The organism is Spiroplasma endosymbiont of Tipula paludosa (assembly GCF_964264785.1).
Taxonomy (GTDB): Bacteria; Bacillota_I; Bacilli_A; order Mycoplasmatales; family Nriv7; genus Nriv7.
Map to the genome: position 1 here is coordinate 358,945 of NZ_OZ183484.1, position 21,684 is coordinate 380,628.

The 21,684-nt window shown below is 31.5% G+C and carries 18 protein-coding genes and 3 rRNA genes; 13 read left to right on the top strand and 8 right to left on the bottom strand.

Annotation, left to right across the window (positions count from 1 at the left end; translation table 4 throughout):
• Positions 1-2: 2 nt before the first annotated feature.
• From ACFEL5_RS02120 to ACFEL5_RS02135, 4 genes are all read right to left on the bottom strand, one after another.
• A complete protein-coding gene (locus ACFEL5_RS02120; RefSeq protein WP_215826579.1) occupies positions 3-251 on the bottom strand; it encodes a hypothetical protein in 249 nt (82 codons plus the stop codon).
• 2 nt (positions 252-253) lie between these two features.
• A complete protein-coding gene (locus tag ACFEL5_RS02125) occupies positions 254-538 on the bottom strand; it encodes a hypothetical protein (protein ID WP_375315585.1) in 285 nt (94 codons plus the stop codon).
• A gap of 3 nt (positions 539-541) precedes the next feature.
• On the bottom strand, positions 542-1,162 hold the full coding sequence (locus ACFEL5_RS02130) for a hypothetical protein (RefSeq protein ID WP_375315586.1): 621 nt from the start codon (positions 1,160-1,162) through the stop codon (positions 542-544).
• Between the two features lie 343 nt (positions 1,163-1,505).
• Positions 1,506-1,640: a hypothetical protein gene (locus tag ACFEL5_RS02135; RefSeq protein ID WP_375315587.1), complete on the bottom strand. Its 135-nt coding sequence runs from the start codon at positions 1,638-1,640 to the stop codon at positions 1,506-1,508.
• Between the two features lie 58 nt (positions 1,641-1,698).
• Here ACFEL5_RS02135 and ACFEL5_RS02140 point away from each other — a divergent pair, with 58 nt between their 5' ends.
• Entirely contained in the window at positions 1,699-2,649 is a 951-nt protein-coding gene (locus tag ACFEL5_RS02140) for an IS30 family transposase (RefSeq protein ID WP_375315588.1), read from the top strand.
• Here ACFEL5_RS02140 and ACFEL5_RS02145 read toward each other — a convergent pair.
• Genes ACFEL5_RS02145 through ACFEL5_RS02155 form a run of 3 tightly spaced genes read right to left on the bottom strand, consistent with a single transcriptional unit; the run spans position 2,633 to position 3,277 of the window.
• Entirely contained in the window at positions 2,633-2,881 is a 249-nt protein-coding gene (locus ACFEL5_RS02145) for a hypothetical protein (protein WP_375315589.1), read from the bottom strand. The genes ACFEL5_RS02140 and ACFEL5_RS02145 overlap by 17 nt on opposite strands.
• A 19-nt stretch (positions 2,882-2,900) precedes the next feature.
• Positions 2,901-3,035: a hypothetical protein gene (locus ACFEL5_RS02150; protein WP_338968593.1), complete on the bottom strand. Its 135-nt coding sequence runs from the start codon at positions 3,033-3,035 to the stop codon at positions 2,901-2,903.
• Positions 3,036-3,046: 11 nt separating this feature from the next.
• Complete coding sequence (locus ACFEL5_RS02155; protein WP_375315590.1) at positions 3,047-3,277, bottom strand: hypothetical protein; 231 nt, start codon at positions 3,275-3,277, stop codon at positions 3,047-3,049.
• Positions 3,278-4,061: 784 nt separating this feature from the next.
• Here ACFEL5_RS02155 and ACFEL5_RS02160 point away from each other — a divergent pair.
• From ACFEL5_RS02160 to ACFEL5_RS02200, 9 genes are all read left to right on the top strand, one after another.
• Positions 4,062-4,454, top strand: a complete 393-nt coding sequence (locus tag ACFEL5_RS02160) for a transposase family protein (RefSeq protein ID WP_375315019.1) — start codon at positions 4,062-4,064, stop codon at positions 4,452-4,454.
• Between the two features lie 59 nt (positions 4,455-4,513).
• Complete coding sequence (locus ACFEL5_RS02165) at positions 4,514-4,783, top strand: transposase family protein (RefSeq protein WP_375315751.1); 270 nt, start codon at positions 4,514-4,516, stop codon at positions 4,781-4,783.
• Positions 4,784-5,176: 393 nt separating this feature from the next.
• The gene (gene rpsB / locus ACFEL5_RS02170; RefSeq protein ID WP_375315752.1) at positions 5,177-5,986 is read left to right on the top strand and encodes a 30S ribosomal protein S2; all 810 of its coding nucleotides are present in this window, start codon (positions 5,177-5,179) and stop codon (positions 5,984-5,986) included.
• Positions 5,986-6,828, top strand: a complete 843-nt coding sequence (gene tsf, locus ACFEL5_RS02175; protein ID WP_375315591.1) for a translation elongation factor Ts — start codon at positions 5,986-5,988, stop codon at positions 6,826-6,828. The genes rpsB and tsf overlap by 1 nt, the downstream gene beginning before the upstream one ends.
• Before the next feature lie 140 nt (positions 6,829-6,968).
• Complete coding sequence (locus tag ACFEL5_RS02180; protein WP_338967228.1) at positions 6,969-7,499, top strand: hypothetical protein; 531 nt, start codon at positions 6,969-6,971, stop codon at positions 7,497-7,499.
• A gap of 104 nt (positions 7,500-7,603) precedes the next feature.
• Positions 7,604-8,326, top strand: a complete 723-nt coding sequence (gene pyrH / locus ACFEL5_RS02185) for a UMP kinase (RefSeq protein ID WP_342189892.1) — start codon at positions 7,604-7,606, stop codon at positions 8,324-8,326.
• A 57-nt stretch (positions 8,327-8,383) separates the two neighbouring features.
• Positions 8,384-8,941 (top strand): ribosome recycling factor, encoded by a 558-nt coding sequence (frr, locus tag ACFEL5_RS02190; protein WP_338967223.1) that lies wholly within the window; start codon positions 8,384-8,386, stop codon positions 8,939-8,941.
• Positions 8,942-9,932: 991 nt separating this feature from the next.
• Positions 9,933-10,883 (top strand): phosphatidate cytidylyltransferase, encoded by a 951-nt coding sequence (locus tag ACFEL5_RS02195; protein ID WP_338967217.1) that lies wholly within the window; start codon positions 9,933-9,935, stop codon positions 10,881-10,883.
• Between the two features lie 15 nt (positions 10,884-10,898).
• Complete coding sequence (locus tag ACFEL5_RS02200) at positions 10,899-15,254, top strand: PolC-type DNA polymerase III (RefSeq protein ID WP_342189895.1); 4,356 nt, start codon at positions 10,899-10,901, stop codon at positions 15,252-15,254.
• A gap of 171 nt (positions 15,255-15,425) precedes the next feature.
• Here the strand turns inward: ACFEL5_RS02200 and ACFEL5_RS02205 are convergent, their stop codons facing one another.
• Positions 15,426-16,370, bottom strand: a complete 945-nt coding sequence (locus tag ACFEL5_RS02205) for an IS30 family transposase (protein ID WP_338966716.1) — start codon at positions 16,368-16,370, stop codon at positions 15,426-15,428.
• A 439-nt stretch (positions 16,371-16,809) separates the two neighbouring features.
• On the opposite strand from ACFEL5_RS02205, the gene ACFEL5_RS02210 reads away from it, so the two are divergent.
• The 3 genes from ACFEL5_RS02210 to rrf all read left to right on the top strand — a co-directional run bounded on the left by ACFEL5_RS02210 (position 16,810) and on the right by rrf (position 21,644).
• A 16S ribosomal RNA gene (locus ACFEL5_RS02210) occupies positions 16,810-18,334 on the top strand.
• Between the two features lie 210 nt (positions 18,335-18,544).
• Positions 18,545-21,464: ribosomal RNA gene (locus ACFEL5_RS02215) — 23S ribosomal RNA — on the top strand.
• Positions 21,465-21,537: 73 nt separating this feature from the next.
• Positions 21,538-21,644: ribosomal RNA gene (gene rrf / locus ACFEL5_RS02220) — 5S ribosomal RNA — on the top strand.
• Together the 16S, 23S and 5S rRNA genes form the textbook arrangement of a ribosomal RNA operon.
• The last annotated feature ends 40 nt before the right edge of the window (positions 21,645-21,684 follow it).

The following is a 21,684-nucleotide window of genomic DNA, read 5'->3' on the forward strand; positions in this document are numbered from 1 at the left end:
TTTTATCGTCCTTTAATCACAATAAATAAAGCAATAAGTACACAAGTGACACCAAGAATGGTAAAGATTGGATGTTGCGAAAATGTCCGAGCCATTGGTTTAAACAGTTCTAAAATTGTTAAATTGCTAGTAATAAACTTTTGGAAATTGGCAAGCCCTTCACTAATATAGTTTGTTAAAGTTTCAAAATGACTACCAGCTAATAAGCCAAGAACAGTTATTAAGATAAAAATAATAATTAATTTAAACATTTTTAGTTACCTTGTTTTGTTTTTATTGGTTTTATTTGTTTTTTAGCTTTTCCTCATGCGCTTAAACGACCCTTATTTTTAACGGCATATTGGCGTTGTTTTTCTAAATTAACTTGTTGACTACCAAATCCAAGAATAAATGCCATAAGAAATTCTACAGCAAGCGTTAAGAATAAAGGAAATATTAATTGAATATTCGTTCCTGGTACTTCAAGACTTCAAATTAAATCAAAAACCTTATAAAGCATTTGAGCCAGAAAGTCGGCCATTTTTGCGAGATTTTCCATTTTTTATTGTTCCTTTTCTTTCATTTTTCTTAAAAATTTGCTAAATTTATCCATTTTTAAGTATTCTAAGTCTTCTAAATCAATTGCTGTGTCAGTATAGTATTTGTCTTCATAGTCAGGATTTACTTTTGAATTTAAGTAATCTCTTAAAAATGCTAGGTAAAAAGAATTGTAAGTGTTAAGTATGGGTAGAGGAATTTTTAGTTTAAAAAAATAAATATCAAGTTCAGGGATATCACGGTATTTAATACGGCGACCTTTTTTGCTATTTTTCGCATCAATTAAGGTGTTTCGTCAGCGTTCATATTCTTCAATGCTCGTAAAGGTACCATAAATGACTTTTAAGTAGGGGCGAAAAATATTAACGGGTTTTTTGCGAATTCCCACAATCACATTATTAGCAATATCACGAACTTTAACTCAAATATGTTTATCTCTTTGACCACTAGCGAGAACAATATGACCGAAATGGCGCGCCAGAGCGAAATACTCTTGAATACCAGTTTCTTCGTTTTTGGTATTATTTTTTTCTCAATCAGTTCCTTCTAAAAATAAATTGGTTTCATCTCACAACAGTAAGGTTTTGTCGGGCAATACCGGATAATCAAAATCTAATAATCCCATATGTCCTAAACTTAATTTTTGGGTTTCTAGTAATGGGAAGGTTGATGCGATATGATATTTCTTCTTTTTTAGTAATTTTGATGCGTATACTAGAAAAGCGGTTTTTCCAGTTCCTAATGAACCAATAACGATGTTTAATGGTGAATTTTTAAAAAATTAATAACTTTGTTAATTTGTGTTAAATTACTGATTTTAAAAAGGAAAATTAAAATACAACCTGCTAAAAATAAATAACTTACAATGTTTTTAAAATAACCGTTGTAAATATATCAAATTGCTCCTCAATGTCATAAAATTAAAAATGAGGTGCGATTTAATTCAATAAAATGGTTATTTTTTTCTATTATTCATTTGCAAAATTTCATCTTGCACCTCACTTTATTTTTTTGTTAGCGTACTGCTCCAAGTAATTTTTCAAACATTTTAAAGCTGAATTATACTTGTAAGTGCAAGTAAATAAAATTGCAAAAGATTTCATATAAAAATTTCATGATGCTAAGTTTATTTTAGAAAAAGTAAATTTAAGGAGTTTTTATATGGGATACAAACATCTTGGCATAGATGAAAGAATTTATATTGAGAATCAATTGAAATTTAAAGTAAAAATTAGTGAAATAGCTAAAAATTTTAATCGAAGTATTAGTACTATTAATCGAGAAGTTAATAGAAATAAAGATAATAATCATTATTTTTCATTAATTGCACAAAATAAAGCAGAAAATAGAAAACAATTACATGTTTATTTTCATAAATTTAAAAATAGAGAATTAGTAAAATATGTACAACAAAAATTATTATTAGGTTGATCGCCTGAACAAATTTATGGCAGAATTAAAAATTTTCATCAAGAATGAATTATTAGTTTTAAAACAATTTACAATTGAATTTATTCTGGATTACTTGAAAAAGTTACTAATAAAAATTTAAGAAGAAAAGGTAAGAAACGAAAATCTCAAGAAAATCGGGGTAAATTTAATGGTAAATCCATTAAAGAACGAAATGCTAATGTTAATAATCGCGTAATTCTTGGCCATTGAGAAGGTGATACTGTAGTATCATCACGGGGTAAAAGTAAATCATGTTTAATAACTTTAGTTGAAAGAACGTCAAGATTTACTTTAGCAATATTAGTTGAAAATAGAACTACTAAAGTTATTAACGAAAATATTAGCCATTATTTATCAATTCTTCCAAATAATCTTGTTAAGACTATAACATTTGATAGGGGCAAAGAATTTGCTAATTGACAACAACTTGAAAAAAATTTAAATGTGAAAATTTATTTTGCTAATGCATATTCACCCTGACAAAGAGGCACTAATGAAAATACTAATGGTTTAATTAGAGAAAAATTTCCTAAAAAATTTAATTTTTCAAATACTACTAAAAATGCAGTTCATAAATTTATATTGTCTTTAAACCAAAGACCAAGAAAAATACTAAATTATCTTTCGCCAATCGAATATTTGGTTAGAAAAATAATTTAGTTGCACTTAACTTTACAATTTGGCTAAAGCAAATAAAGAATATTGCCAAAATAAATGGAAAAATGAATATTCAGTAGTCAGCAAAGAAATTACCGACTTGTGGCATATTAACAGCAATAATTTCCCACATTTTAGTAAACGCTGTTATAATCGCATTCCATAATTTAGTCATCGCGTCACTAGCTGTTATCTTTGTTACTGCTGGTGCTTCTGTTAAGAAAGTTCCAATCATATAATCACCCCCTTTCTTTTTAAAACATTCATCATTTATATTCAAAGTTTTTCTTAAATTTGTTAAAACCACGATTAACTTTAACACGATTGTATTTTTTTCTAATTAATTTTGAATTTCTTTGTGAATGCATCACAATGTAGCTTCTTGACATTACTTTTGTCTCTATCTAAATACTGACATGGTTTTCCAAAGTAGCATTAGAATAAATCAGACTATAATCGCTGTTAGTAATCAAAAAGCGATGTTGGTTGTTAAAAGTCAAAGTGGTTCTTCAGTTAAATTAATTTCTTTACTACCAGTAATATGAGCCGGAATAGTTGTAATTTGAATAAATAAATCTCAGAAAGTTTGTTTAATTTGTTCTCAATTAAATTCTTTTAAATTTACTGTCATTTTTTTATCTCCCAAAAATCATTTTTATTGGTAAATACATAAGACTTGGTACATAACTATAACATTTTATGCCGACTAAACTATAAAATTCATTTTTATCTTTGTATTTATCTAACATTTGTATTTCATCTAAAAAATAATTATCAAAATAGTAGATAAAATTAAAGGTTATGTACCAAGTCTATAATTGAAATTAAGGCGAAAAGAAAGGGCGCAGGGCGCATAAAGTTTTGTTAGGTGGGTAAAGATTTGAATAATTTTGAAAGAAAAGCAACTAAAAATTTATTACCTTTTTACTTGAAAAATAATTAATAAAACAAAATATTTAATATTAACAAACATATTCTTAATAAAAGGTTATAAAAACTAAGTAAAATGCTTATAAAAACAACATTAAAATAATTTTTTACAACAAAAATCATACATAAGAAATATATACTTAATTTGCATATTGAACTAATTTATAGTAAATGACTATTTTTTCTTTTTTAAAAAATACCTAAGAAAACTAAACGCGACCAATTAATAATTTTTCATTAGACTTGGTACATAACCTTTAATTTTATCTACTATTTTGATAATTATTTTTTAGATGAAATACAAATGTTAGATAAATACAAAGATAAAAATGAATTTTATAGTTTAGTCGGCATAAAATGTTATAGTTATGTACCAAGTCTATTGTGTAAAAATTCAATAATATGATAAAATAGTAATAGACTTGGTACATAACCTTTAATTTTATCTACTATTTTGATAATATTATTTACTAGGTGAAGTACAAATGTTAGATAAATACAAAGACGAAAATGAATTTTATAGTCTAATAGGCATAAAATATAAAACTTTCATGAAAATGGTAGAAATTTTAAAAGAAGCTAAAGCTAAACAAAAACAAATTGGTGGTAGACCAAATAAATTATCAATAGAGCAAAGATTACTTATGACTTTAGAATACTGAAAAGAATATAGTACATATCGTATTATTGCAAAAAAATATAATATTAGTCATGTTAGTTGTATTCGTAATATCTTTTGAGTTGAAAATACTCTAATAAAAAATAGTCACTTTCATATACCTGGCAAAAAGATATTATTGGAACATAAAGTTACTAATAATAATTTATTAGCAATTGATGCTACAGAAATTCCAATTGAAAGAATTAAAAAAAACTAAAATTATTATTTTCTGGTAAGAAAAGGCAACATTCATTAAAATCACAAATAATTATTGATTTATTTAACAATAAAATTATTTCAGTAGATTTTTGTTATGGCAGTATTCATGATTATAAGTTATTTTTAAAATCAAATACACTTATAAATCCAAAATTAGAATTAATTGCCGATTCAGGCTATCAAGGTTTGCAAAATGTTCATAAAAATACATTATTGCCAATTAAAAAGAGTAAAAATAATCCCTTAAATCCAGATAAAAAGGAATATAATAGCTTTTTAAGTAAAGTTAGAATTGCCATTGAACATGTTTTTGCTAGATTAAATTAAAAAGATTTAAAATACTAGTTTATCGTTATCGCAATAAGATTAGAAGATTTGGATTACGATTTAACTTAATTTCAGGAATATATAATTTTGAATTAAGCTAGTTATAGTTATGTACCAAGTCTAATGAATAAAAATGACAATAACAAGAAAGGTATGGTTAGTTTAGTAATTAAATAATATAATTAGCTGATTGTTTTACTTCTTCAAAGCAATACCTAAGAAAACTAAACGCGACCGTTAAATAAAACTGGTGTAATTGATTTAATGTAAATGTGTTATAATTTATTTGCTAATATTTTAAAAGCAACACATATGTGGATTCATTAGTCTAGTGCTTATTAATTAAGTGATTAATGTTAGAAGGATATGGAAGAAAAACGAAAGGAAATAAATATGGCAAGTGTTACTAAGGAACAGTTATTAGAAGCGGGGACTCATTTTGGTCATCAAGCTAAAAGATGAAATCCCAAGATGAAAAAGTATATTTTCACTGAAAAAAGTGGAGTTTATATTATTGATTTACATAAAACAATAATTATGTTGGAAGAAGCTTTAGAGTTTATTAAATCAATAACTAAAACTGGTGGAAAAATTATTTTTGTTGGTACTAAGAAACAAGCTCAAAATATTGTTAAAGAACAAGCAGTAAGAAGTAATTCTTTTTATGTTAATAAGCGATGACTTGGAGGAACTTTAACTAATTTAAGAACAATTCAAAAAAGTGTTAAAAAATTATGAAATATTGAACGACGGGAAAAAACTGGTGAATTATCTGTTTTACCAAAAAAAGAGCAAATTTTAATTCAAAAAGATAAAGAGAAATTAGATAAGTTTTTAAGTGGAATTCGCCATATGCGTTCGTTACCACAAGCAATATTTGTTATTGATACTAATGTTGAACACAATGCAATTAAAGAAGCATTGAAGTTAAATATTCCTATTATTGCTATTTGTGATACTAATAGTGATCCTGATGGTATTAGTTATCCCATTCCTGGAAATGATGATGCCGCTAAAACAATTGCTTTAATTTCAACATTAGTTGCAGATGCTATCATTGAAGCTACTGATTTAACTATTGTTAAAGAAGAAAAACTACAAACTAATGTTAGTGCTGATTCAGCGCCAGCAGTTATTTCTCCAAGTAAAAAGGAAGCAGAAATTATTGAAAAAAATGACGATGCGAAAGGAACTAAAGAATAATGCCAATAACAATGGAAATGATTAAAAATTTGCGTGACCGTACTAGTGTTGGCCTTATGGATTGCAAAAAAGCATTAGAGGCAAGTAATGGTAATATTGAAGCAGCGATTCAATGATTAAGAACCAATGGTATTGCAAAGGCACAAGCTAAACAAGCGCGGATTAATACTGAGGGATTATCAAAAGTTTTAGTTGTTGATGATATAGCAATTATTTTAGAATTAAATTGTGAAACTGATTTTGTTGCTAAAAATAAATTATTTCTTGAATTATTAGACAATATTTTAACTTTATTTTTGAAACATCAACCGCTTACTTTAGAAGCAGGATTATTGTTAAAAAATGAAGAAAATATTGTTGTTAATGATTTATTAAATGAAGCAACATATAAATTAGGTGAAAAGATTAGTATTCGTCGTTTTATGATTATTACTAAAAGTGATCAAGACACATTAGTGGGATATAATTATGGTAATTATCGTATTGCTAGTTTAGTTAAGTTGCAAGGTCAAGTTGATAGTGATATTGCTAAAAAACTTGCGATGCATGTTGTGGCTTCAAAACCTGCTTTTATTAGTCGTGAAGATATTCCTCAAGATTTTATTAATAAGGAAATGGATATTATTAATAGTCAAATGGCAACAGAAAATAAACCACCAGAAATTTTGGAAAAAATTAAGCAAGGTCGTTTAGATAAGCAGTTAGCGGAATATTCTTTATTAGATCAACCTTTTATGTTTGATGAAAAGAAAAAAGTTCAAGAAATTCTTACAATGCATAATACAAAAGTTTTAGTAATGTATCGTTATGAAGTTGGTGAAGGAATTACTAAAACTGATTAATTTTTATTAATTAGCGTTACATTAGCATTGAAATAAAGATAAAATAAAGGAGGCATAATTAAGTGTATTTATCAGTAATAGTTTATTTCTTATTTGCATTTTATTTTGGTTTGATAGCAATAATTATTGGTAGTTTTACAATGTTTAACAAAGTTGCATCAAAAGTAGGATTTTGAAATAAGAAACAATCATTGATTTTATTAACAATTATTGTAATGAATTTACCGTTACAGTTAACAACATTAATATTAGCAATTACTAGTAAAACATATAATTTTTCCATTAGTGATACTTTATCCTCTGATGATAAATTTGCTATTAGTTTATTAACAATAAATTTTGCTTTACTTATTTTTACTGTTGTTTATTGTATTTTAGTTTCTGATTATTTAGCTGTTAAGTTTACAAAACAATTTGTTTTTCTTTTTGGACGAAAGATTCGGATTGAAAAAATTTATGAAATAAATGAAAATGAAAATGATTATTTAACAGTTCGGTTTATTGAAGGTTCTAGAGCAAAAAGAAAAATTAGTTGAAATAAAAAAAGTTTAACAACAAAATTTATTTTGGAAAATTATCAAGATTATATTCATAAGCTAATGAATTTAGAAGCAAATAATTTGACTAGCAAAAAGCCACTTAAAACGGTGCGTTCAAAAAAAGAAAAGTAGTAATATTTTAAAAGAAAAACTTTAAAATTTTAATTAAAGTTTTTCTTTTTATTTAAAAAAATCTCGTATAAAATATATATGGGAAAAAGAAGTAGGTGTGAATAATGGAATTTAAATATAAGCGATGTTTATTAAAAATTAGTGGTGAAGCTTTAGGCGGTGTTAGCATTTATGATCCACAACGAATGAAAAATATTGTTAAACAAATTATTACTTTATCGCAAGAAGGAATTGAAATTGCTGTTGTTGTTGGTGGTGGTAACATTTGAAGAGGAGTTAATGCTAAAATCGCTGGTTTGGATAAGGTTAATGCTGATTATATGGGGATGTTAGCTACGGTAATGAATGCTTTAGCTTTAGAAGCTGAATTTAAAAATCAAAACTTTGATAAAGTAATTATTCAATCATCAATTGAAATGAATAAAATTTGTGAACCTTATTATTTTAAAAAATGTCTATCACGATTATCTAAGGGTTATGTTGTTATTTTAGCAGCTGGAACGGGATATCCTTATTTTACAACTGATACCGCAGCAGCATTACGAGCGGCGGAAATTAAAGCTGATGTCTTATTAATGGCTAAAAATGGTGTTGATGGTGTTTATAGTGCTGACCCAAAAATAGATAACACTGCTACTCATTATAAGTTTTTAACTTATGAGGATATAACGCAAAAGCAATTACGGGTAATGGATTTAACAGCAATTACAATGAGTATGGAAGCTAATTTAAAGATTATTGTGTTTGATATTAATGAACCAGATAATATTGTTAAAGCTTTACAGGAAAATACTAAAATTACAATTATTAGTAGTAGCAATAAATAGTTAAAGTTTTTAAGAAATAAGATTAAATTACAGTAATAAAAGTAAGGAGAATAATTAATGTTAATTGAGGCATTACAATTAGAAATTGAACAAATAAAAGAAGAAATGGAAAAGGTTTTAGAAAGTTTACGATATGAATTAAGTAAGATTCGTACAGGAAGAGCTAATCCTTTAATTCTTGATTCTGTTTTGGTAGATTATTATGGTAGTTTAATGCCAGTTAATCAAGTTGCTGCAATTACGGTTGTTGAAGGGCGACAACTTGTTATTAAACCTTATGATCGAAGTATTATTAAGCAAGTTATTGCTGCGATTACTAAAGCTAATTTGCAAGTTTCATTGCAAGACCAAGGTGATTATATTAGAATGAATGTCCCGCAGTTAACTGAAGAAAAACGCAAAGAATTTGTTCGGCAAGTAAAAAAGATTACTGAAGAAATGCGAGTTCGGATTCGTAATTTAAGACGAGATATTAATGAAATTATTAAAAAATCTAAATTGCCTTTAGATGATGTTAAATCTTATCAAGAAGATATTCAAAAATTAACTGATGAATATATTGCTAAGGCTGATGCTATTGCGTTAGAAAAAGAAAAAGAATTAATGACAGTTTAATGGAAATAAAACTCTCCTTTATTTAGGAGAGTTTTATTTTTTAAAGTTATTTACGAGCATATTTTTTACAGTAATATAAATTTCAATATAATGCGGGACAAAATAGGAAAATCAGAATTAGAGCGGAGACAGCAATCTCGCGATAACTGCATCACATTGTTCCACCAAAATCTTCAATTCTAATAAGCGACATTGTTGCTACTAAAGTTAAGAGAATTAAGGCAAGCAATGAAATGCTAAAAAGCACAATTGCTATTTTTGCTTTTATTTGACTGAAATAAGAAAAAATTTGTAAACTGATAAAGATAATACTAAAAGTAACAAAGGTTATAAAATAATGAAATGGAAAAAAAGTAACATTATTTGGGATAAGACATTTTTCAAGAATAATTTTAATTTCATCATAGGCATTGGCACGATTACTTCCAGTTAAACTATTAGGATAAAGAAACATCATTGTTATTCAAAAAATAATGTTGAGGATTAGCCACACTGTTGTGACTGTAAAAACTATGTTGCGATTTGTCATATGTTTTTCTCAATCAGTTCTGTTCAGCGGTCTTTTCAGTGAATGGCACAATCTGGATAAGGCCCTCCTCAGCAATCTGTTCAAGTGTGGTATCTAATTCTATCAATATCACTAACATAGTGAAATTTAATTTCATCACCATTATCTAGTTTATCTTGTGAAAATAGTCCAATTCAATCATAACTAAATCGTTTTCATCAATTTAATCCGTTGTTGATAATGCATAAGGCACTAAAATATCTAGCTAGTACTTTTGTATTCATTATTTTTACCTCTTTCTTAAAAGATCTTATTTTATTTTTTAAAAAGCAAAAATATTTTTTAATTTGGTCAAAACCCCTCCTTATTAAATTTTATTATAGCATTGATTGTCTGAATATATTTTCACAATTAGATGCGATTTTATTCTTTCAATTTAATTATCAGTTATAATTAGTTAATATTGATAGAAGGAGTGCTTAAATGAAAAAGCGAATTATTACTAGTATCTTTTTAATTTCTTTTGCAATTTTATATTTATTTGTTGGGGCGATATATCAAGAGTGAAAAGGTTTTAATGTTTGATATATGCCATATGCATTTTTAACAGTTAATAGTATTTTATTAGGGATTACAATTTTTGAGGTGATGAATTTAAGTAAAGGAGAAAGTTTTAATTGAATTATTAAAGCTATTATTTTTGTTTTTGCAATTATATTATTATGGTTTCCCATAGCAGAGAATATTAAGTATGAACCGTATTGAAATAAGTACGATGGTCCAAGTCGTATTGAATGATGACAATCATGAATGGTATTGTTAATTTATATGATATTTTTATTAGTTATTTTACTAATGGTGAAAGTTTTTAAGAAATTTAGTGCTAATGATGCGCTATTTATATTTTGTATGACACTTTATTTAGTATTTGCTTTTAAAGCAATGAATTATATTATGCTCCAACCAGGGTTTGGTTGACCAGCAGTTAGTGTAGTTTTATTAATTACTATTAGTAATGATACATTTGCTTATATTGGCGGAACATTAGTTGGCAAAAATGCTCTTGCTCCAAAAATTAGTCCTAGTAAAACATGAGAAGGGGCGATTATTGGTATTTCAGTAACCTTGGTGCTTATTTTAGGATATATTGTGTTATTAACGGAATTTACGAAGTATCAGCCATTTGTTAACTTTTTTACAACGAAAACAGATGATTATAAATATGTAATTTATTTCTTGTTAATTTTATTTTTATCATTAATAAGTCATATTGGTGATTTACTTTTTTCATTTATTAAACGGAATCATAATGTAAAAGATTTTTCTAAGGTTTTACCAGGTCATGGCGGATTTTTGGATCGGATTGATAGTTTGTCGTTAGTATTAATATTTACTGGATTTTTTATGTTAATCCAGAGTTTTTCAACAATTTAAGTCAGGGGTGAAAGTATGGAAAAGAATTTACAGCAATTGTGAAAAATAATGAAGTTTTCTTTAAAAAATGACATTTTACAACAAGCAAAATTATTGAAAATAGAATTTAAGAAAAAGAATGATACGCTGTATTTTACATTGCAAATTAACAAAATTTTACCAATTGAAATTATTAGAGAACTTGAACAATGTTTATTGAAACTTGATTTTCGTAGTAAAATAACTTTTTTATGTGTTGATGCTAATTATGTAATAGAACAAATTGTTGATTATTGAGAATATATTAAGCAAACTAAGACAAAACAAAAAGAGTACATTAATAGTAATATTTCTTGTGATAATTTAGTGTTGGAAAATAATGATTTACTTATTAAAGTTCATAATGAATCACAAGGGGCATTGACTAATCGGCATTTAAAATATTATCAGGAGCGAATGCGTCGGTATGGTTTTCAAAACTTGTCTTTAAAAATAAAAATTGAACAATATGATGTTTCTGTTGATCCAGCAATGATACAAATTGAAGATGAAGAACGAATGAAAGTCCAACAAAGAGAACAACAACAAGTAAAGGCTTTGCCTGCAAAAAAACGGGCGTTTAAAGGCAATTTGTCTAGTAGTGACAATTTATTGTCGCAAGTATCGTGTAAAATTTCAGAATTGGAAGAAGATGTGCGGGGGGTTTCTATTCAAGGACAAATTTTTCGTAAAGATTGTAAATTAACAAAAACTAAACGATGAATTTATTCAATATTAATTAGTGATTTTAGTGATGCGATTGCTTTACGATATTTTACAAGTGATGATATGAAAGACAAGCTTTTGGAAGAACTACAAGAAAAGGATTGAGTTGTTGTTAAAGGTGATGTGCGGTTTGATAATTTTTCTCGTGAACAAGTTTTGTGAGTAAATAAAATTCAAAAGATTGCTGATCCGCATTTACGAACTGATGATATGGTAGAAAAGCGGATTGAATTTCATTTACATACAAAAATGAGTGCGATGGATGGGGTTACAAGTATTGGTGAATATATTAAACAAGCAAGTCTTTGAAAACATTCAGCAATTGCGATTACTGATCATTTAAATGTTCAATCATTTCCTGATGCGCAAATCGCCCAAAAGAAATATCCTACTGTTAAGGTTATTTATGGTGTGGAAATGCAAATGATTGATAGTAGTGTTAAAGCAATTACTAATGCTACTAGTGATGCGATTAATGCTTGTAAGTTTGTTATTTTTGATATTGAAACAACAGGATTATCTAGTCGTTATGATGAAATTATTGAATTTGGAGCGGTAGTTATTGAGGGTCGAGGATTAAGCAATAAAAAATATGATTTTTTAATTAAACCCAAAAGTAATGTTAGTGCTTTTAGTGAATCATTAACTGGGATTAGTAACGAAATGTTACAAGATAAGCCCCCAATTGAAATTGTGGCTGCTGAGATTAAAGAAGTTTTACAAGATGCTGTCCTTGTGGCTCATAATGCATCGTTTGATGTTGGTTTTATTCAAGAACTGTGAAATCAAATGGGTTATGGAAAACTTACTAATCCGATTATTGATACCTTGCAATTATCACGGTTATTACAGCAACAGTTACGCTATCATCGTTTAGGAACGGTTGCTAGAAAATATAATATTAAGTATAATGAAGAAATTGCTCATCGTGCTGATTATGATGCTGAAATATTAGCTGATGTGTTTGCTGTGATGTTAACGGATTTAGAAGATAATTATCAAGTAAAAACATTATTAGATATTGAAAAAATTAATTATGAACCAATTTTTGCCAAGTTATTTGGTAATCATACGACAGTAATTGCTAAAAATGAGCAAGGATTGAAAGATTTATTTTCGTTAGTTTCGTTATCGCATACTAAGTACTTTTATAGTAGTCCTAAAATTACGATTGCGGCATTGCAAGAAATGCGTGCTAATGTTTTTATTGGTTCTGGTTGTGTTAATGGTCAGGTTTTTGAGTTTGCTCGTAATCGGAGTCAACAAGAATTGGAAGCAATAATGCAATTTTATGATTATATTGAAGTACAACCGCTAAGTGTTTACAATCATTTAGTTGAAAGTGGTGAGATGACAGTTGAACATTTAATGCGGATTGTAAAAAATATTGTTCATACTGCAAAGAAACTTAATAAAGTGGTTATTGCTTCTTCTGATGTTCATTATTTAAATCCGCAAGATAAGATTTTTCGTGATGTATATATTAATACTAAGGGTTTAGGAGGAAGAATGCATCCTTTATTTGACCGTAAAGGTCGTGTTAAAAATAATCCTGAGCAACATTTAAGAACGACTGCTGAGATGTTAAATGAGTTTAGTTTTTTAGAAGATGAAGTTTTAATTAAAGAGTTGGTTGTTATTAGTCCTAATTATTTAAATGAGCAAATTTCGTGGTTGCGACCGATTAAAGATGATTTGTATACCCCAGTAATTGATAATGGTGATGTTGATAGCAATTTGAAAAGATTATGTTATGATAACGCGAAAAAAATTTATGGTGCAGTATTGCCAATAATGGTAGAAGAAAGGTTAACGCGGGAGTTAGACGCGATTTTAAAGCATGGTTTTGGGGTTGTTTATTGAATTGCTCATTTGTTAGTTACAAGGTCATTAAATGATGGTTATTTGGTTGGTTCTCGTGGTTCTGTAGGGTCATCATTAGTTGCGACAATGGCGAAGATTACCGAAGTAAATCCATTAGTGCCACATTATGTGTGTTCGCAATGTCAATATAGTGAATTTGTTAGTGATGAAAATATTCGTAGTGGTTATGATCTACCACCAAAAAATTGTCCGCAATGTCGGCATCTTTTAACTGGTGATGGTCATGATATTCCGTTTGAAACCTTTTTAGGTTTTGATGGTGATAAAGTACCAGATATTGATTTGAATTTTTCTGGTGAGTATCAAATGATTGCTCATAATTTTACTAAAGAGATGTTTGGTGCGGATAATGTGTTTCGGGCGGGAACAATTTCTACCGTGGCACAGAAAACAGCATTTGGTTATGCTCGTGGTTATTTGGAAGATGTGAAAGGTAATCATTTTGTTAAAAAGGCGTATTTGGAATGATTAGCACAAGGTTGTGAGGGTGTTAAACGAACAACCGGACAACATCCGGGGGGAATTATTGTTGTTCCTAAGAACTATGATGTTAATGATTTTACGCCAGTAAATTTCCCAGCTGATGATATTACTTCGCAGTGAAAAACAACGCATTTTGATTTTCATGCTATTCATGATAACTTGTTAAAGTTAGATATTTTGGGACATGTTGATCCCACAGCTTTAAAAATGTTACACGACCTTACTGGATATGATCCGCAAAATATTTTGTGTAATGATGCCGAAGTGCTTTCATTATTTAGTTCCCCAGAAATTATGAAGATTACTAGTAGTGATATTAATAATGAAAAAACTGGAGCGGTGGGCTTACCTGAGTTTGGCACTCAATTTGTTCGTAAAATGTTAGAAGAAACAAATCCGACGAGTTTTGCTGATTTAGTGCAAATTTCTGGATTATCGCATGGTACTGATGTGTGAGTAAATAATGCCCAAACATTAATTACCCATCAAGATTTAAAATTAAAAGATGTTATTGGTTGTCGTGATGATATTATGACTTATTTAATTCATCGTGAAATTCCGTCAGATATTGCTTTTAACATTATGGAAACCGTTCGTAAAGGAAAAGGTGTCACTGATGAGCAACAAAAAATTATGATTAGTCATAATGTTCCCCAATGATATATTGCATCGTGTCAAAAAATTAAGTATATGTTCCCTAAGGCACACGCGACAGCTTATGTTCTAATGGCTTTGCGAATTGCTTGATATAAAATTAATTATCCGCACGAATATTATGCGACTTATTTTTCAACACGATGTGATGTTTTTGATATTAAAACGATTGCTAAGGGAAGGAACGCTGTTTTAACAAAATTAACCGATATCTTATCACGAATGGATAATGGTTATAATGCTGTTAATAAGTTAACTCAAAAGGAGAAGGATTTAGTACCAGTGTTGGAAGTAGCATTAGAAATGTATGCTCGCAAAATTGAATTTATTGGTATTAATTTAGAATATTCTTTAGCAACAAATTTTGTTGTTCAAGAGTTTGCTGGTTTTAAAAAGATTGTTCCGCCATTATCAGCATTAGATGGTTTGGGTAGTACTGTTGCTAATTCAATTGTTGAAGCTAGAACTGAAAGAGCGATTGCTTCTTTGGAAGATTTGCAAAAAAGAACTAGTATTACTAAAACTCATTTAAAGGAATTTGAGGAGATGGGTATTTTATCAGGTTTAGATAAATTTGATCAAATATCTTTGAACTTTTTTGAATAGTTAAAAGTGAAAAAATGCATTAGTTAAGAGTTAAATAAAACCTATTAAGGTTTTACTTTTTCTGTAAGATGCTAAACAAAAATTTTTGTTGTTGCTTTTCTTTTATTAAAATGATACCTAAAATATGTAGTTTAGTTTTTTAAAAATGCCAAATTGTAAAGTTAAGTGCAACTAAATTATTTTTCTAACCAAATATTCGATTGGCGAAAGATAATTTAGTATTTTTCTTGGTCTTTGGTTTAAAGACAATATAAATTTATGAACTGCATTTTTAGTAGTGTTTGAAAAATTAAATTTTTTAGGAAATTTTTCTCTAATTAAACCATTAGTATTTTCATTAGTACCTCTTTGTCAAGGTGAATATGCATCAGCAAAATAAATTTTCACATTTAAATTTTTTTCAAGTTGTTGTCAATTAGCAAATTCTTTACCCCTATCAAATGTTATAGTCTTAACAAGATTATTTGGAAGAATTGATAAATAATGACTAATATTTTTGTTAATAACTTTAGTAGTTCTATTTTCAACTAATATTGCTAAAGTAAATCTTGATGTTCTTTCAACTAAAGTTATTAAACATGATTTACTTTTACCTCGTGATGATACTACAGTATCACCTTCTCAATGGCCAAGAGTTATGCGATTATTAACATTTCGTTCTTTAATGGATTTACCATTAAATTTACCCCGATTTTCTTGAGATTTTCGTTTCTTACCTTTTCTTCTTAAATTTTTACTAGTAACCTTTTCAAGTAATCCAGAATAAATTCAATTGTAAATTGTTTTAAAACTAATAATTCATTCTTGATGAAAATTTTTAATTCTGCCATAAATTTGTTCAGGCGATCAACCTAATAATAATTTTTGTTGTACATATTTTACTAATTCTCTATTTTTAAATTTATGAAAATAAACATGTAATTGTTTTCTATTTTCTGCTTTATTTTGTGCAATTAATGAAAAATAATGATTATTATCTTTATTTCTATTAACTTCTCGATTAATAGTACTAATACTTCGATTAAGATTTTTAGCTATTTCACTAATTTTTACTTTAAATTTCAATTGATTCTCAATATAAATTCTTTCATCTATGCCAAGATGTTTGTATCCCATATAAAAACTCCTTAAATTTACTTTTTCTAAAATAAACTTAGCATCATGAAATTTTTATATGAAATCTTTTGCAATTTTATTTACTTGCACTTACAAGTATAATTCAGCAAATATTTAATTTATATCGCTAAATAGTTAAAATTTGTGGTAATATATATTTACGGTTTTGAAATACTCCGAGGATATATATTGAATTTAATTGATTAAATATTGGTTTAAAAGATAATTAGAATTATTTTAAAAAAAGTTTAAATTTATGTTGACATTTATTTCCAAATTCAGTATTATCTTAAATGTGCTAGTAATTAAGTCGTTAAACTTCTTACTATTACAGAATGATCTTTGAAAACTAAACAGAACAATCTGTCAATCTGATGAGTTATGAAATAAACAATAAAAATTGAAAACATTACTATAAAATGTTTTTTTATTTTCACTTTTTAATGAGAGTTTGATCCTGGCTCAGGATTAACGCTGGCGGCATGCCTAATACATGCAAGTCGAACGAGAGTGCTTGCACTCTAGTGGCGAACGGGTGAGTAACACGTATCTAATTTGCCTTTTTGAGGGGAATAACCGTTGGAAACGACGGCTAATACCGCATAGGTTATCGTTAGGCATCTAATGATAATTAAAGGTGCATTTGCACTACAAAAAGATAAGGATGCGTTGCATTAGTTAGTTGGTAAGGTAATGGCTTACCAAGACGATGATGCATAGCCGACCTGAGAGGGTGAACGGCCACACTGGGACTGAGACACGGCCCAGACTCCTACGGGAGGCAGCAGTAGGGAATTTTTCACAATGGGCGAAAGCCTGATGGAGCAATGCCGCGTGACTGATGAAGGCCTTCGGGTTGTAAAGGTCTGTTGTAAGGAAAGAATAGTAAGAATAGGAAATGATTCTTATTTGACGGTACCTTACCAGAAAGCCACGGCAAACTATGTGCCAGCAGCCGCGGTAATACATAGGTGGCAAGCGTTATCCGGATTTATTGGGCGTAAAGGGTGCGTAGGCGGTAATATAAGTCTAAGGTTAAAGATCGAAGCTCAACTTCGATTCGCCTTGGAAACTGTATAACTAGAGTACAGGAGAGGTTAGTGGAATTCCATGTGTAGCGGTGAAATGCGTAGATATATGGAGGAACACCAGTGGCGAAGGCGACTAACTGGCCTGTAACTGACGCTGAGGCACGAAAGCAGGAGTATCAAATAGGATTAGATACCCTAGTAGTTCCTGCCGTAAACGATGAGTACTAAGTGTCGGCTTTAATGTCGGTGCTGCAGCTAACGCATTAAGTACTCCGCCTGAGTAGTATGCTCGCAAGAGTGAAACTCAAAGGAATTGACGGGGACCCGCACAAGCGGTGGATCATGTGGTTTAATTCGAAGCAACGCGAAGAACCTTACCCAGACTTGACATCCAGTGCAATGCTATAGAAATATAGTGGAGGTTAACACTGAGACAGGTGGTGCATGGTTGTCGTCAGCTCGTGTCGTGAGATGTTGGGTTAAGTCCCGCAACGAGCGCAACCCTTATCATTAGTTGCTAACATTTAGTTGAGGACTCTAATGAGACTGCTAGTGCAAGCTAGAGGAAGGTGGGGATGACGTCAAATCATCATGCCCCTTATGTCTGGGGCTACACACGTGATACAATGGTCGGTACAAAGAGTCGCAAACTCGCAAGGGCAAGCTAATCTCAAAAAGCCGATCTCAGTTCGGATTGAAGTCTGCAACTCGACTCCATGAAGTTGAAATCGCTAGTAATCGCGGATCAGCAATGCCGCGGTGAATACGTTCTCGGGTCTTGTACACACCGCCCGTCACACCACGAGAGTTGGTAATGCCAGAAGTTCGTATCTTAACAGTTTACTGAGAGAGCGACCCAAGGTAGGATTGACGATTGGGGTGAAGTCGTAACAAGGTATCCGTACCGGAAGGTGCGGATGGATCACCTCCTTTCTATGGAGTTTATATTTATAAACTAATTACATTAGATTTTAACAAATAACTTTGGTTGAGGATGTTCTGTTTAGTTTTGAGAGATTATTTATCTCTCAAACGCAATATGAGAAATTACACTGTAATTTCTATGAGCATTGTTCTTTGAAAACTGGATATAAACATTTATTTTTATAATTGCAATAGGTTTTTCTTTTGACAAAGAAAAATTAGTAAGTTAATAAGAGCATATAGTGGATGCCGTGGGATTAGGAGCCGATGAAAGACGTGACTACCTGCGATAAGCCTTGGGGAGCTGGAAGTAAGCTTTGAGCCAGGGATTTCTGAATGGGGCAACCTACTATTCTTAATCGAATAGTGTCATATGATGAATACATAGTCATATTGATGGGATACCTAGGGAAATGAAACATCTTAGTACCTAGAGGAAAAGAAAGCGAATGCGATTCCCTTAGTAGCGGCGAGCGAACAGGGAACAGGACAAACCACTCTTCGGAGTGGGGTTTGGACCATCTATATAGAGTTTTAGAAAATTTTTTGATAGTAGAAATCGCTGGGATGCGATGCCATAGAGAGTGAAAGCCTCGTATACGAAATTGAAAAGTCTCTTGATGGGATCCAGAGTACGGCGAGACACGAGAAATCTTGTCGGAAGACGCGCAGACCACTGCGTAATCCTAAATACTACCTAATCACCGATAGTGAACCAGTACCGTGAGGGAAAGGTGAAAAGTACCCCGAGAGGGGAGTGAAATAGTATCTGAAACTATATGCTTACAAGAAGTCGGAGCTCGTTAATGAGTGACGGCGTGCCTTTTGTAGAATGAGCCGGCGAGTTACGATTATATGCAAGGTTAAGTGGAAAACATGGAGCCGTAGTGAAAGCGAGCCTTAATAGGGCGTTTAGTATGTAGTCGTAGACCCGAAACCAGGCGATCTAGCCATGAGCAGGTTGAAGTTAAGGTAATACTTAATGGAGGACCGAACCAACGTTCGTGAAAAGACCGTGGATGACTTGTGGCTAGTGGTGAAATTCCAATCGAGCCTGGAGATAGCTGGTTCTCCCCGAAATAGTTTTAGGACTAGCGTCAAAATTAGCGCAACGGAGGTAAAGCACTGAATGTATGATGGCCCCATCTCGGGGTACTGAATGCAATCAAACTCTGAATGCCGTTGTTGTATGTTTGGCAGTCAGTCTGTGGGTGATAAGGTCCATGGACGAGAGGGAAACAGCCCAGATCATCAGTTAAGGTCCCAAAATCAATGCTAAGTGTAAAAGGATGTGGAATGACTTAAACAGCTTGTAGGTTGGCTTAGAAGCAGCCATCCTTTAAAGAGTGCGTAACAGCTCACAAGTCGAGTTATTTTGCGCCGAAGATGTACCGGGGCTAAGCATTGTACCGAAACTATGGATTTTAAATTATTTTAAAGTGGTAGGGGAGCGTTCTAAACGGGACGAAGGTAGATCGTAAGGACTACTGGACTGTTTAGAAGTGAGAATGCCGGCATGAGTAACGATTGAAAGTGAGAATCTTTCATGCCGTTTGACTAAGGTTTCCTGGGCAAGGTTCGTCCACCCAGGGTTAGTCGGGACCTAAGGCGAGGCCGAAAGGCGTAGTCGATGGACAACAGGTTGATATTCCTGTACCACCATGGTATGGAATGGAGTGACGGAGAAGGCTAGGATATCCCGGTTAATGGATTCCGGGCTAAGCGCAAAGAGGGTCATTTAGTAAATTTTATGGCATAACCTTGAAGCGTTATGGGGAGTGAAAGCTTCGGCAAGTAGCGAAGAGTCTGACGCCACGCTTCCAAGAAAAACTTCTACTATTAACTATCATGGTGCTCGTACCGAGAACGAACACACGTGGTCAAGGAGAAAATCCTAAGGCAAGCGAGATAACTATAGCTAAGGAACTCTGCAAAATCATCCCGTAAGTTAGCAAGAAGGGATGCTCATATAAGTAATTATGTGAGCCGCAGTGAAGAGGCCGGGGCGACTGTTTAGCAAAAACACAGCTCTCTGCTAAGTCGTAAGACGATGTATAGGGGGTGACGCCTGCCCAGTGCTGGAAGGTTAAGAGGATGGGTTAATAATTTATTATGAAGCTCAGAATTGAAGCCCCAGTGAACGGCGGCCGTAACTATAACGGTCCTAAGGTAGCGAAATTCCTTGTCAGGTAAGTTCTGACCCGCACGAAAGGCGTAACGATCCCGGCGCTGTCTCGGCTATAGACTCGGTGAAATTTTAGTACCTGTGAAGATGCAGGTTACCCGCAACTAGACGGAAAGACCCCGTAGAGCTTTACTATAACTTGATATTGATTTTTGATCTAATATGTACAGGATAGGTGGGAGACTTTGAAGTAGATACGCTAGTATCTATGGAGTTAACCTTGGGATACCACCCTTATTATTTTGAAAATCTAACCTTATTCAGTTATCCTGAATAGGAACAGTGTCAGGTGGGTAGTTTGACTGGGGCGGTCGCCTCCTAAAGAGTAACGGAGGCGCCCAAAGGTACCCTCAGTATGTATGGAAATCATACGCAGAGCGCAAAAGTAGAAGGGTGCTTGACTGTGAGACTTACAAGTCGAACAGGAACGAAAGTTGGGTTTAGTGATCCGGCGGTCCTGAGTGGAAAGGCCGTCGCTCAACGGATAAAAGTTACCTCGGGGATAACAGGCTTATCTCCCCCAAGAGTTCACATCGACGGGGAGGTTTGGCACCTCGATGTCGGCTCATCACATCCTGGAGCTGAAGTTGGTTCCAAGGGTCGGGCTGTTCGCCCAATAAAGTGGTACGTGAGCTGGGTTTAGAACGTCGTGAGACAGTTTGGTCCCTATCTGTTGTGGGCGTAGGAAGTTTGAGGAGATCTGTTCTTAGTACGAGAGGACCGGAATGGACCTACCTCTGGTGCTCCAGTTGTCATGCCAATGGCACAGCTGGGTAGCTATGTAGGGAATTGATAAGTGCTGAAAGCATCTAAGCACGAAGCAAACTTCAAGATGAGACTTCCCATCCAGAAATGGAATAAGACCCCTTAAAGATTATGAGGTTGATAGGTTGGGTGTGTAAGTATGGTGACATATTTAGCTGACCAATACTAATAGGTCGAGGACTTACTTTATTTTAAAAGTAATTCCTATTGTTGAAAGTCTAAAATAATGTTTATGTCTAGTTTTGAGAGAGCAATCTCTCTATCTGGTGCCTATAGCGGCGTGGCCACACCTGTTCCCATTCCGAACACAGAAGTTAAGCATGCCAGCGCTGACGATACCTTCACGGGGAAAATAAGACGGTGCCAGATTTTTTAATTTATTAATTCACTTTTTTTATTAAAAATATAA